Source organism: Sorangiineae bacterium MSr12523 (assembly GCA_037157775.1).
GTDB lineage: Bacteria > Myxococcota_A > Polyangia > Polyangiales > Polyangiaceae > Pendulispora > Pendulispora brunnea.
The window spans coordinates 8,186,581-8,199,377 of sequence record CP089982.1 but is presented as its reverse complement, the minus strand read 5'-3'; the positions used below and the strand labels follow the sequence as shown (position 1 = coordinate 8,199,377).

Below are 12,797 nucleotides of genomic sequence, written 5' to 3'. Positions count from 1 at the left end.
CCCATGACATCGATACCATCGGCTTCATACGAGGTCAACCGCGACACACCGCAACAGAGCTCAACGGTAAACCGGGACGATCGCTAAAGTATAGCAACACAGAAAATCCCGCCACCCCCTCGGCGCCTTCTGCTGAAAACCCTTTCACCCATGGAACGCAGGGAGAGGGATCACATGAAGGCGGGAAGGCGGGAAGGACTGACGGCGCGGAACGCATGCGGCGACTTTCTTTGGGGTTTCAATTGGCTCAATGGGCTGATTGAAATCTCAAAAAACCTTCCCGCCTTCCCGCCTTCATGTGAATTCTCTCTTCGGCGGCGCCTGGAGGCAAAGTCGCGTTTGACCGATGGTCCAGATTGACTAGACCATGAGTCAAATGAAGCGCGGGTACAAGCAGACGGCGCGGGCGGAGACGGCGGAGGAGACGCGGGAGCGTATTTTGCGGGTGGGTGCGGAGCAGTTTCTCAAGCGGCCGTACGAGGAGGTCACGTTGCATACGTTGGCCGAGGCGGCGCAGGTCTCGCGGCAAACGCTGCTGAATCATTTTGGCTCGAAGGAGGGGCTGCTCGAGGCGGTCGCCCGGCGGAAGACTTCGGCGCGCGATCGCGCAGAGCCGGGCGATCTCGAAGGCGGCATCGAGGTGCTGCTCGACGACTACGAGCACATGGGCGATGGCACCGTGCGGCTTTTGGCTCTCGAGAGCAGCCTGCCCGTGGCCAAGTCGCTGCTCGCGGAGGGAAGGGCCAACCATCGCCAATGGCTCGAGCGCCTCTGCGACGAGTACCTTCCCCGGCGCGACGACGAACGCGCCCGCGTGCTCGCGGCGTTGCATGCCGCCACGGACGTGTGTGCGTGGAAGTTGCTGCGGCGCGATCTCGGCATCTCGCGCGCCGAGACCGCGCGCACTTTCCGGTGCTTCGTGCGCGCCGCCCTTTTCGGCGCCAAAAAGCGATGAAGGCGCTGGCGAACCCCGTTCTCCAAGTCGTCGCTTGATTGGTTACAGGGAGATCGGGAGATCGGGAGATTTGGGATGCTCTGACGCGCGAGACGCACTCAAAAACCTCCCGATCTCCCGACCTCCCTGTTCAAATCCCCATGTCGGCCACGACGCGGCGTTACGTTATCCGCCGGTGAGCGCGAGGGCGATGCGCAGCTTGCCCGGGAGGGAACGCTCCGCGGCGTAGCGCGCGAGATCGTCCAGTGGGCATACCGGGGCCGGCAGATTGGCCATGACGAGGTTCGAGAGATGCTCCGGGTTCTCGATGGCATCGAGAATGGCCACGGCGCGATCGCCGCCCGTCATCGTGCGCGCGAGGTTGCGCGCCCGCTCGCGCAGATCGCGCGCCAGCGCGGCCACCTCGCCGGGCTTGCCGTCGTCCTGCACCTCCACGCGGGCCACGCGCGCCGTGGCATACGTGGCATCGTCGCCTGCCGGATCCAGCGACGTGAGCGAGACCCACCGCAGGCCGCGCAAAACGACGAAGGTTCGCCCGTCGGCATTCGCGTCGACGCGCACCACGAGGGCCTGGCAGCCCACGGGATGAAGCGATTCGGCGCGCACGTCCTCCGTGGCGGCATCGCGCTGGGCGAAGACCGCGATGGTCGGAGGCGTGAGCCTCTGGGCCGTGACGATCGCGGCCACCGACGCGGGACGCCCGATGTGCAGCGGCACGACGGCCCCCGGGACGACGAGCGCGTTGCGCGCTGCGAGCAAAGGCAGCTCCTCCGGCATTTTTGCCGCGAGCACGTCGGCCACATCTCCCTTCGTCCAAGCTTCCCGCAGGGCGTCGCTCACGGACGAAGGCAGCGGAACGCCGGCATGCGCTTGAAAAGGGCCGGAAACGAGCGATTGCACGAGCTCCGGGGAGAGCCCCAGGCTCCTGCGCCGTTCGACCTCGTCGCTCAGCTCTTTCCAACTTTTGAACCCGTACTCGCGCGCGATGGCCGATTGCGCATCGTGCAGCGCGAGCGGTGCCTGCGCGGCCTCGGCGTCGCTGCACGAGGCCAGCGACGGGAGCGCCGTTTTGAGGCGGGCAATCGCTTCGAGATCGCCTCGTTTATGGCCTTCGAGGAGATCTTTGGCTTGCTTCTTCAGATGATCGATATGGGGCTCGGACGGGAGCTCGCGCGGGCTGGACATAGGTCGAACCTCTTGCCTTTCGGCCCGGCGGTCCGCAATTCGGGCAGCAAGAAGTCGGTGGACGACCAGCGACTGAGGTGGGTTCGACCCTTCCCGCGGACCCGGCGGCGCCCCTATGCGCACGTGGGAGAAGACTGACAACGTCACGCCGTTCCGTCAAGCGTTCCGACAATCTTCGTTTCGTTCAAGATGCCGCGGGGCTCGCCATCTACAGTGTTGGCGCATCCATGAACACTGCGACATCCATGCAATCACCCATCAAGAAAGGATTCGACCCTGCGGGGGCAGCGGGCGGATTGGCGACGTTCGTCAGCGGGACGGCGGCGCTGGTAGCGACGGCCACCGGAACGCGATTCGCCTGGCGCGGACTCGAATTGCCCGAGTGGCTCGTGTACGCGGCCGGCGCCCTCTTGTTGGCCACCGGCGCGTTCCTACTCAAGAAAGCCTTTCAGGCTCTCCAATGCTCGGCGTGCGGAAAAGTCCTGGAGGACGGTCACGTCATCTTCTCGGGCGACGAAGGCCGCGAGGTGCGCGTTCTCGAGGCCGTGCACAGCGGCGACGTGCAAAGCTGGTATCGGCTGCACCAAAATCGGTCCGACGATTTCAGTCTCAAATTGGAATTCCAATTTTGCGATAAGTGCCATTCCGTCGCGCGCATGACCCTCCTCAAGGATGACAGCAAAAAGCTCGTCGAAGGCATCGTCCTCTCGGGCGAGGCCTCACGCTCGGCGGTGAGCTTCCTCAAGGAAAAGGGCACCGTCGAGGACGACGACTAAAGGTCGAATCGGGAAACCGTGCGGCCGTGGCGCGGTTGCAGCGGGCGGTTCGTGTGGCCGTGCAGGGCTCCGTAGAGATTTTCCCATTGCGTGCGGCCGAAGAATCGGGGGGACGTGAAGACGAACCAGGTAATGCTCTCGCTGCACGGCGGTGTGGTGAGCGAGCCGCCGTACGTGAGGTACGACTGCGCGTGTGGCGTGTGGTCGCCGTTGACGATGCGCATCAGATCGATGGGCGCCGTGGGCGAGGCTTCCTGGTTCGGATCGACGGGCGGATGATCGCAGAAGCTTGCGAGCGCATCGTTGTTGCGATCATGGATGGACAAGAAGAAGGCCACCACGGCGCGTTCGCCCTGCTCGTTCTGGTGCACCAGGTGCAATTCCGCGTCGAAATGCCTTCCATCCAACGTGTGCTCGCTGGGCACGTGAAAATGGAATTGCACCAGCTTGTAATGGCCATGGGACGTCGTCAGGCCCTCGGCAAGCGAGGGGGTCGCAATGACCGTGTGTCCATCGTTCACCAGATGAATGGCGGACGGCGGATCTTCGAATTGCAATGCCGTGAGGCCCGGCCGCGGCGCATGCTCATTGTGAAAGAGCGGGATGGGCGACTGGTGCGTTCCGCTTTTGCAGCTCGCGAAATCATGGGCGAGGTCGCCCCAATGTGCGGGGCCCGTGGCTCCGTCGTAGGACCACGGGATTTCCGCCGTCGCGGCAGTGAGGGACGCCGCGGCGATGGCAGGCGCCTCATTCTCGTGTGTCGCGGCCGTCTCGACACAGGCGGCGCTCGCCAGTGCGAGCGATAGGATGGCAAGCTTCGGGGTGGAGAAGGTCATTTCTCCCCCTTTGATAGGTTCCGCCTCAACCCCGGCGGCGCGACCGAGCTTTTTCCGAACGAGAGTTAAGGTTCCTACTTTGCGCTGCGCAACACATAGCGCTGCATGAAGAACGACACCGCGAGGAGGGCAAACGCCAGGCCCACGAAGGAGGCCACGCGGTAAAGCGATCCAAGCGCCCAGAGATCGTGCAAGGTGACCTTCGCCGCCGTGAGGCTCGAGACAATCAACGAGCCAATGCGCAACGCACGCGAATCGCGCGCGATGCCCACGGCCAAAAGGCCGAGCGCAAAGAGTCCCCAACCGAGCGAATAGGTCATGTCCTGGCGAAAGCCGCCTTGAGAAAGGTGAAAAGACACCGTTGTGCCAGTGGAATGGAAATCGGCAATCTCCACATTGAGTAGGACGAAGAGAAGCGCGATGCCGGCGCCGGCGTACACCGCGGGGAGCTTCAGGGAACGCGCCACGTCGGACGTGCGAAGCCATCGCGGCGCGAGCAGAAGCGCCAATGCCGGTAGGCCGAAGGTGTAGAGCTCCCAATTGAAAATCGGGGTGCCGTTGCGCGCGTGGTATTCCCATACCGCCGGATTGGCGAGAAGCCGAACCATCACGGTGGCGGCCAAAAGCACCGACCCTGCGAGGAGGCCCGCGTGACTCTTCCGCGCATGCCAACCTGCCAGAGCGAGCGCCTCGAAGGCCCACACCGCGGTGAGCCACTCGTTGTCGAACCAAATGGGGATGGCGGCGGTCACGAAGAGCAAGGCGAAACCGTGCATTCCCGATGCGAGCGCAAGGCCCGCGCAAACGAGCGCCGCGGCACCGAGCGGGCCATCGCCCCATGCGCCGTGGAGGAGGCCATAGAAAATGGGGAAGTGAAGGACCAGGGCCACGCCGCCGGAAAGCCGCGCGAGCCGATCGCGTTGGGCGGGGCGGATTGTGAAGGGAATCGCCCAGAACGCGAGCATGGATGCGACGATGAGCGGCCAGTGGCCGCGGGCGACCTCGCGTGATTCGACGCCAAAGAGCAAGAGCAACGTGGCGACGGCGAGTGCCTGCGCGCCGAGCAAGCCCGCGCCGGAACCGAGGACGACGCCGATGGTCGCGAGCCCGGCGGCATGGGCAAAGGCGTAGAGCGCCAGCTCGAGGATGGGCGCGGGGCCTCCGGCGTGCACCTCCACGGAGAGCACACGGCCGACGATGAGGATGGAGCCCGCGAGTGCGATGGCCGCCGAAAGCCGGAGGGCCGGACCATCCGCCTTGTCGCGCCGGAGGTACCACGCACCGGTCTCGAGCAGCGGAAGAAGCGCAAAAGCCGCGAGCACGAGCCCGCGCTGCGAGGGGAAAAGATCCTCGGAGGCGCGCACGGCGAGGATGACGGCGGTCAGGCCCGAGGCGATGGGAAGCATCGGCGTGAAGGCCGCGCGTGTCGTGGTGAACCACGCGCCCGCCTCGAGCACCGCGAGGTAGCCCACGAGCAGAAACGGCGAGGCGCGCAAGACGTTCGTGCCGCTGAGGATCAAGACGAGGACGAACGGAATGGCCGAAGCAAGAACCGCGGTGGCCCGCACGAGGTCGCGCTGCGTGCCCTTTTCGGTTTCCCGCCATCGAGGAATGGCAAAGACCGAGGCCAGGATCGCTGCTGCCATCAAGGCATATGGGACGCGTGCGGCGTCGAGAAACTGGTACGCCCATGCGCTGTAAACGGCCGTCGTCGAGCCCAATCCAAGCAAGGCCAGGCCGGGCCACTGGCGCCGGATGGCCACGGCCAGAATGCCGGCATCGAGCAACGCCACGTACACGAACAACGCGACGGGGCGATCGTCGCCCGCGGAGAGGAGAAACGGCGTCATGAAGCCGCCCAGCAGGCCCAAAATGGCCAGCATGGGTGCATCTTTTCGGACGGCGAGGAGCCCCGCAGCCACGGTGACCAAGGCCATACCGGCGAAGGTGACGCTCACCGGGAGCAAGTCATAAAGGGTGCGCGCCGCGTAGAGCGAGGCATACAAAATTGCGACGCCGGAGCCCGAAATGGCCTGCCCTGCGCGATCGGCCTTGGAGCGCAGGTATGCACCGCCGAAAAGCGCGACCGCGCCGACGATCCCGCCGAGGCCCACGCGAAGCGGTGGCGCGATCAGGTTCTCCTGAATGGAATACCGAAGAAAGAACGCGAGCCCCACGAAGAGCGCAATCCCGCCGAGCCACGCAAAGAGACGCACGCCGATGAGGCCTTCCCAATCGACGACCTTCTTCTTTTTCTCCGGCACGAGGTCATCGCGTGCGGGCTCGACGCTCTCCGTGTTGGCGGGCTCCGTGGGCGGAAGCTCCGAGGCCGTGAGCCGTTGAACGAGGGCCTCCAACTGCCGCACCTGCGCCTGCGCGCGGGACGCCATGGAGAACGCGACAATGGCCACCGCACCCACGACGAGAAGCCCGAAGCCCAAGAGTCCGACGAAGACTTCCATTTCGCACCTGGCGTGACCACGTCAAGTGTAGGCACGTGCGAGGTCCTTTCCAGTGTGAAGCTTTTGCAACGCCGCGCCGTGGTATGACAAACGCGATGGATAGCCTCGATAGTCTCCTCATCGTACGCGTTTGGGCCGCCGCGGCATGGGCCGACGGTCGCTTGGATCCTGCCGAAGCCGCAGCGCTTCGCCGTCTGATCGAGGCAAGCACCGAGTTGGATGCCGCACGGCGACGCGAGGCCATGGCACTGCTTCGCACGGCGCCGTCGCTCGATCTCGCGGAGGTGAAACGTCTTCGCAGCGACTGGCGCGAGGGCATCTACCGCGCTGCCCGCACTATTTCGCGTCTCGACGGGAAGGTCACCGGCGACGAAGTGTCCTTCCTCACGCGTCTCCGCGCCGTGCTCGATCTCGACGAGGCGATTCTGAAGCGCATCGAGTCGGAGTCGGCCTAGCCATGGTCCGCTCGATGGCGTGCAGGGCGGGCGGGGCCACCATCGACACGGGAGGCGTGTCCAGGGGCGCGCATCGCATGCACGTGTGGCGCGGAAAACGTGGTCACCGTGAGTGCGCGATTGAACAAAAAGCGATGTCCCCGCCGTACGTGACGACGGGGACATGGCACGTTTCGCGATTGGCGACTTAGAACCCTGCGGTGATGCGCGTGAAGTCCCAGTCGGCTTGGGCGATGCCGCTGCAGTTGGAGACGACGCCGCCGCCTGCGCAGCCGCGATCGCGGTTGACGGACCAGAAGGCGAGGCGACCCAGAGCGTGGCTCTTGGCCCAGTCGCGGATTTGGGTCCACGTCTGGACGGTGGTGAGCTCCTGCTGATCGGACAGACCGTTCATGCCGGAGATGCCCATGTGCGCGTAGGCCGTGGCATCGGACCAACCGAAGGTGGCCTTCAGCTTGTTCTTGAGGCCTTCCGACGCGCCCACCGTGTCGTTGTAGATGTTCGAGCTACCGAAGTCGAACGGCATGAGCGTGAAGATGTCGATGTTCGCACCACGTGCCGCGGCCTGCTCGATGAGGCGATTGCCGTAGTAGTTCGGACCCGTGGTGCTCGTGCCGAAGGTGACGATGGTCTGGATGCCTGGGTTGTTCTGCTTGACGATCTTGAGCGCGTCCAGAATGCGATCCTGCACCGTGGTGTTCTCGAACTCGTCGGTGTTCTCGATGTCGATGTCGATGGCCGTGAGACCGTAAGCGTTGATCACTTGCTGGTACGCACCAGCCAGCGCCTGCGGGGTCGAGCAATTCGGACCCAGCTTGTTGCCGCTCCACCCGCCGAACGACGGAACGACGTTCCCGCCCGCGGCCTTGATCTGCGAGATGACGCTGGCATCGGTGCCGCCCGTGAGGGGACGCGAGCCATCCCACGCCGGATTGCAACCGCCCGACGAGAGGACGAACGCCATGGTGAACCACTTGATGCCGGTCGCGTTCATCACCGTGCTGACGGAGGGCGGATCGCCCCAGCCGAGGTACAGGTACGGCGCGCCGCGGCCGCCGGTGGGGTTGGTGCATCCGGTGGTGGTGCCGGTCGCCGTGCTGCTCTTGTTGGACTCGCCCAAGCTGTTGTACGCCGCCACGGTGTACGAGTGCGTTTGACACGAGCCGAGCCCGGAAATCGTCGCCGACGTGCCCGTGACGGTCGCCTTCACCGTGGTGCCTTCGTAGACGCGGTAACCCGTGACGGTGCCGCTCGACGCGCCCCATGAAAGCGAGATCGACGAGTTGGTCGTGCTGCTCACGCTGGGCGCGCCCGGCGTGCCCGGGGCACCCGGTTGCGAGGGGCCGCCGTCGCACGAATCGCCATTGAGGCGGCAGTTCGCCGGGGCGGTGTACCCACCCGAATAGGCAACATTGAATCCGAAGCTGGCACTTCCGCCCACCCCGACGCTGCCATTCCAGGTGTTCTTCACCGTAATGTGCTGGCCACTCGCGGTGTACGAGCCATCCCACAAGGAGCTGATTCGGTGTCCAGCCGGAAGGTCGAACTCCACGGTCCACGCGGTGATGGCGCCGCTGCTGTTGTTGTTGATGGTGTACTTGCCCTCGTAGCCCGTCCCCCAATCTTGACCTTTGGTGAAGGTCGCGGTGAGCCCGGCCACCAAGGTACTGGCGGCGCTGGCGGGCACCGGGCTCGCGACGGCCAGTGTGGCAACGGCCACGATCAGCGCGAAAAAGTACAATCGGATCTTGGTCATGGTCTCCCCTCACGCGCAAAGCAACGCCGCACGGCGTCGTCGAAACGTCGCGTTCCACGCAAGGAGCATTCCGCGGGTCTATGCGCGAATCCGCGCTCCTTTACGGCACGAATGATCACCCCGATCATGGTGGGCCTGATCGGGTGAGCATGATCGAGCCGATCACGGATCGCATCGCCAAAGCCCCCGCGAACGACTAGGCTCGCGCGCCCATGACCAGCATGAGCCGATGGCCGACGCTTCTCATCGCAGTTCCTGGCCTCTTCGCGCTGTGGACCGTTCCGGCGCTGGCAGATACGGCCCCCAAAGCGGGGGCTTTGCCGCCCATCGGGTCTGCCGATACGGCGACCGCCGATCCGCCGGTGACGCGTCCCCGCACGAAGCCGTGCGTGGTGCCGCTTTTCAACGATGTGGCCTTTACCAACTTCGATCCGAAGCCATTTTCCTATGCACCCCCGGCAGATTGCACGGGGCCTTGGGCCAAAGTCGTTTTCGAGTCGGATTGGCAAGTAACGGCGGGTCGACAATTCGATCGCACCGCCAATGTGTGGATTGGCGGGGCCAATGTCTATTTTGGCACGACGTCGGAGCCTTCGCGCAACGTGGCCCGCACCTGGCACGTCGAGCGCGATCTCACGGATTATCGCGCGCTCCTTTCGTCGGCGCAACCCGGGCAGACCATCCTCGGTAATGTCGTCAATGATACGTATACGGGAATCATCACCGGCAGCGCGCGGATTCTCTTTTATCCGCTCGATGCGCGCGAGCGCGCCCCGGAGACGCCGGACGTCGTTCTACCGTTGTCCGACAGCGCTGTCGGTGGCGTGGTGAACCTTGCCAATGGAACGAGCCGGCTTGCGCGCACCTTCACCTTTCCGACCAACGTCGAACGCGCGTACCTCGATGTCATCGCGCAGAGCCAATCGCACGATGAATTTTGGTACACGTGCGTCCCGGACGACGTGACCGGTCCGCTGCAATCGTGCGGGGGAGGGGCCTTTCGCGAGACGCTCGTCACCATCGACGGCAAGCCCGCGGGCGTTGCGCCGGTCTATCCGTGGCTGTACACCGGCGCCATCGACCCGTATTTGTGGCGACCCATCGTCGGTGTGGAGACCTTGAACTTCACCCCCTATCGGGTCGATCTCACGCCGTTTGCCGGTGTGCTGAGCGATGGGAAGCCGCACGAGGTATCCATCGGCGTCTACGGCGCCAACGACTATTTCTCGACGACGGGGACCTTGTTCCTCCATCTCGACCGCGGCTCGAAGCGCACCAAAGGTCAAGTCATCGTCGACACGCTGGCGGCCGATCCTTCGCCGGTGACGACGAAGAACGTGCAGACTGCACCCGACGGCGCCGTCACCGCGACGGTCAACGTGGATGCCTCGCGCCGCTTCACCATCGCGGGATGGGTCGATACGTCGCACGGCCGCGTCCACACGGAGATCGTGCAGACGGTGGATTTCTCCAATGCGCAGCGCTTCGAGATTTCCTCGTCGAAGTATGCGCAGAACATCGTGCAGAAGACGAAGATCACCGCGCTCACGAATACGCACGGGCGCAGCGGGGCGACGCAAACGTGGTCGGGCGCCGAGTGGCCGCTCGATCTCGACTACGTGTCGACGACGCACGCGGACGGGACCAGCGAGCAGCGCACCACGGTGGATCAGCGATCGAGCCTGGGCGAGATGGTGACGGAAAACGGCGTGCTACGCCGCCCGCACTTGCGCACGAACGCGGTTTCGACGACCAACACCTTGCTCTTCGACGCGGCCGGCAAGGCCATCGGGCCGGAAGGGCAGAAGAGCTCGCAAAGCTTCTTCGAGCGCGATTTGCTGGGCACTTGCTACAGCCGCGCCATCGAGAGCGCGGACGGCCTTCTCACCAAGGTCACCGATGGGCGAGGATGCCGGTAATGGATTCCGCGATCACCGCATCCGAGTTGGGTCGTGCGTTCCGAGCGGGGACGACGAACCCGGTGGAGGCGCTCGAGCATTACCTGGCCAAGGCGGAGACGACCGAGCACGTTTTCATTGCTCTCACGGCGGAGCGGGCGCGGGCCGAGGCGGCGGCATCGGCCGAGCGCTGGCGGCAGGGAGCGCCGCGGAGCGCGCTCGATGGTGTGCCGGTGGCGTGGAAAGATCTCTTCGACGTTCGCGGTACGGTGACCACCGCGGGGGCAGCGGTGTTTGCATCGCATGCACCCGCGGAGCGTGATGCGAAGCTCGTCGACCTGGCAAGCCAAGCGGGGTTGGTCTGCCTCGGAAAAACGAACTTGGTCGAGTTTGCGTACTCGGGAATCGGGCTCAATCCGCATTTCGGCACCCCGCGCAATCCGCACGATGCGAAGGTGGCGCGCGTGCCGGGAGGCTCGTCGTCGGGTTCCGCGGTGGCCGTCGCCGCGGGCGCGGCGCCTGTGGCCATCGGCACCGACACGGCGGGATCGATCCGCGTGCCGGCGGCGTTCAACGGTCTCGTGGGGTTCAAGTCCTCGAGCCGCCGGTATGCGCAAGACGGCGTCTTTCCGCTTTCGCGCACGCTCGATTCGCTTGGGCCGCTGGCACGCAGCGTCGAGGACTGCATCGCGCTGGATGCGATCTTTTCGGGCCGCACCGCAGCCTTGGCTCCCGTGGATCTGGCCCAGCAGCGGTTCGTCGTGGACGAAGGCATTCTGCACGATGCGCGCGTCGAGCCCGGCGTGCGCGCGAACCTCGAGGCAGCGGTCGATGAACTGCGACGCCGCGGCGCACGGATCGAGCTCCGGCGCGTGGAGTCGCTGCACGAGGTGCTCGGCCTCATCGAGCATCTCGGTTGGCTGGCGGCGCCCGAGGCCCTGGTCGTCCACGAGGCATTGATGGCCTCGCCCGATGTCGAGCGCCTCGATCCACGGGTTCGCAAAAGGCTGGAAGTTGCACGCAATTTCACGGCGTCGGATTACGTGAAGCTCCTGTGGGCGCGCGAACGGCTCATCGAGCGGGTACGCCAGGAACTCGACGGCGCCGTCGTCATCCTTCCGACTGTGGCCCACGTGGCGCCGGAATTGGCTCCGTTGGAACGCGACATGGACCTCTTCTTCAAGGCGAATTTCGCCACGCTGCGACTCACCATGGTGGGAAGCTTTCTCGACATGCCGGGCGTGGCCCTTCCCACTGGACTCGATGCCGCGGGGCTGCCGACGAGCTTTCTCCTCTCGGTTCCGAGCGGTGAAGACGAGCGCATCCTCTCGGTCGCCCTCGCCATCGAGGTTTTGCGCAAGGGGTAGTCAGGCCGCGGTTCGAGGCGCAAAGTAGTCGGCGCAATGTTGGCCGTCGGCGATCTCTTTCTTGGGAAATACCGTATCGAAAGAATGATTGGCGCGGGCGGCATGGGGGCGGTGTACGCCGCAAAGGACATCGATCTCGCGCGAAGAGTGGCCATCAAGGTCCTTCTTCCGGAAATCGCCAATGTACCGCAGGCGGCGACGCGTTTCGTGAACGAAGGGCGCGTCGCCGCCCGTGTGGAAGGGGAGCACGTGGCGCGCGTCTATGCTGCCGGACACACCCCGGAAGGCATCCCCTATATGGTCCTCGAGCTGCTCGAGGGAATGGATCTCGCCGAACTGCTGCAACGTCGCGGGCGTCTTCCCGTGGGCGAGGCGGTCGACATTCTGCTGCAGGCACTCCAGGGCGTCGCCGAAGCGCACCGCCACGGAATCGTGCATCGCGATCTCAAGCCGGCGAACGTCTTTTTGCACCGCCGGGCCGATGGCTCGGAGGTGGTCAAAGTGCTCGATTTCGGCGTATCGAAGGTCTACGGCGTCGAGGGTCTCACGACCACGGAGACCATGATCGGTTCACCGGAGTACATGTCGCCGGAGCAAGTGGTTCATGCGAAGAGCGTCGACCATCGCACGGACATTTGGTCCATCGGCGTCATTCTCTACGAAATGCTCACCGGCGTTACGCCCTTCATCGACAACTCCCTGAGCGGCACGATCATGGCCGTGATGCACAGGACACCGCACCCCGTACGGCAATTGCGACCCGACGTTCCCGCGGGGTTGGAGGCGGTGCTCGCGCATTGCCTCGAGCGCGATCTCTCGCGTCGCGTCGCGGATGTGACCACGTTGGCGCATTGGCTTGCGTCCTTCGCGTCGGCTGCAATGAGCGCGGCGCCGCCCACGGTACGAGAGCCCGAGCCTGCGCCGTATTCCGCGGAGATGAAGACCCAAATATGGATCCCGCCGGATCCCGCGCCGGCGCCGGCACCTGCATTGGAACCGGCAAAGCCGAAGCCGACCTTTCGGGCTCACCTGCCGTTCGTAGTCATGATCATCCTCTCCCTCGCGGTGCTCGGCCTCGCCGGATTTCGCTTTCTCCGGCACCACTGA

General features: G+C 64.9%; 10 protein-coding genes. 6 read left to right on the top strand and 4 right to left on the bottom strand.

Going from position 1 to position 12,797, the window contains the following annotated elements:
- Nucleotides 1-367 precede the first annotated feature (367 nt).
- Nucleotides 368-955 (top strand): TetR/AcrR family transcriptional regulator, encoded by a 588-nt coding sequence (locus LZC95_32270; GenBank protein ID WXA91118.1) that lies wholly within the window; start codon nt 368-370, stop codon nt 953-955.
- A 165-nt stretch (nt 956-1,120) separates the two neighbouring features.
- On the opposite strand, the gene LZC95_32265 is transcribed toward LZC95_32270, so the two are convergent.
- Entirely contained in the window at nt 1,121-2,140 is a 1,020-nt protein-coding gene (locus LZC95_32265; GenBank protein ID WXA91117.1) for an LON peptidase substrate-binding domain-containing protein, read from the bottom strand.
- 245 nt (nt 2,141-2,385) lie between these two features.
- On the opposite strand from LZC95_32265, the gene LZC95_32260 reads away from it, so the two are divergent.
- On the top strand, nt 2,386-2,916 hold the full coding sequence (locus LZC95_32260) for a hypothetical protein (GenBank protein WXA91116.1): 531 nt from the start codon (nt 2,386-2,388) through the stop codon (nt 2,914-2,916).
- Here the strand turns inward: LZC95_32260 and LZC95_32255 are convergent.
- Together LZC95_32255 and LZC95_32250 are read right to left on the bottom strand one after the other, a co-directional pair.
- Nucleotides 2,913-3,752, bottom strand: coding sequence for a carbonic anhydrase family protein (locus tag LZC95_32255; GenBank protein ID WXA91115.1), 840 nt, complete (start codon nt 3,750-3,752; stop codon nt 2,913-2,915). The genes LZC95_32260 and LZC95_32255 overlap by 4 nt on opposite strands.
- Nucleotides 3,753-3,826: 74 nt before the next feature.
- Entirely contained in the window at nt 3,827-6,214 is a 2,388-nt protein-coding gene (locus tag LZC95_32250; GenBank protein ID WXA91114.1) for a DUF2339 domain-containing protein, read from the bottom strand.
- Between the two features lie 95 nt (nt 6,215-6,309).
- Here LZC95_32250 and LZC95_32245 point away from each other — a divergent pair, with 95 nt between their 5' ends.
- A complete protein-coding gene (locus LZC95_32245) occupies nt 6,310-6,669 on the top strand; it encodes a TerB family tellurite resistance protein (GenBank protein ID WXA91113.1) in 360 nt (119 codons plus the stop codon).
- Nucleotides 6,670-6,856: 187 nt separating this feature from the next.
- Here LZC95_32245 and LZC95_32240 read toward each other — a convergent pair whose 3' ends face one another.
- Entirely contained in the window at nt 6,857-8,425 is a 1,569-nt protein-coding gene (locus LZC95_32240) for a cellulose binding domain-containing protein (protein WXA91112.1), read from the bottom strand.
- Between the two features lie 212 nt (nt 8,426-8,637).
- On the opposite strand from LZC95_32240, the gene LZC95_32235 reads away from it, so the two are divergent.
- From LZC95_32235 to LZC95_32225, 3 genes are read left to right on the top strand one after another with little or no spacing between them, the layout of a single operon-like run.
- Nucleotides 8,638-10,344 carry a hypothetical protein gene (locus tag LZC95_32235; protein WXA91111.1) on the top strand — a complete coding sequence of 569 codons (1,707 nt, stop codon included), beginning with the start codon at nt 8,638-8,640 and terminating at the stop codon, nt 10,342-10,344.
- Nucleotides 10,344-11,690 (top strand): amidase, encoded by a 1,347-nt coding sequence (locus LZC95_32230; GenBank protein ID WXA91110.1) that lies wholly within the window; start codon nt 10,344-10,346, stop codon nt 11,688-11,690. Before LZC95_32235 ends, LZC95_32230 begins: the two co-directional genes overlap by 1 nt.
- A 36-nt stretch (nt 11,691-11,726) precedes the next feature.
- Nucleotides 11,727-12,797, top strand: a complete 1,071-nt coding sequence (locus tag LZC95_32225; GenBank protein WXA91109.1) for a serine/threonine protein kinase — start codon at nt 11,727-11,729, stop codon at nt 12,795-12,797.

Coding starts and splice junctions, on each gene's coding strand:
- LZC95_32265 (WXA91117.1), bottom strand. CDS start 2,140: ATGTCCAGCCCGCGCGAGCTCCCGTCCGAGCCCCATATCGATCATCTG.
- LZC95_32270 (WXA91118.1), top strand. CDS start 368: ATGAGTCAAATGAAGCGCGGGTACAAGCAGACGGCGCGGGCGGAGACG.
- LZC95_32235 (WXA91111.1), top strand. CDS start 8,638: ATGACCAGCATGAGCCGATGGCCGACGCTTCTCATCGCAGTTCCTGGC.
- LZC95_32225 (WXA91109.1), top strand. CDS start 11,727: ATGTTGGCCGTCGGCGATCTCTTTCTTGGGAAATACCGTATCGAAAGA.
- LZC95_32240 (WXA91112.1), bottom strand. CDS start 8,425: ATGACCAAGATCCGATTGTACTTTTTCGCGCTGATCGTGGCCGTTGCC.
- LZC95_32245 (WXA91113.1), top strand. CDS start 6,310: ATGGATAGCCTCGATAGTCTCCTCATCGTACGCGTTTGGGCCGCCGCG.
- LZC95_32255 (WXA91115.1), bottom strand. CDS start 3,752: ATGACCTTCTCCACCCCGAAGCTTGCCATCCTATCGCTCGCACTGGCG.
- LZC95_32250 (WXA91114.1), bottom strand. CDS start 6,214: ATGGAAGTCTTCGTCGGACTCTTGGGCTTCGGGCTTCTCGTCGTGGGT.
- LZC95_32230 (WXA91110.1), top strand. CDS start 10,344: ATGGATTCCGCGATCACCGCATCCGAGTTGGGTCGTGCGTTCCGAGCG.
- LZC95_32260 (WXA91116.1), top strand. CDS start 2,386: ATGCAATCACCCATCAAGAAAGGATTCGACCCTGCGGGGGCAGCGGGC.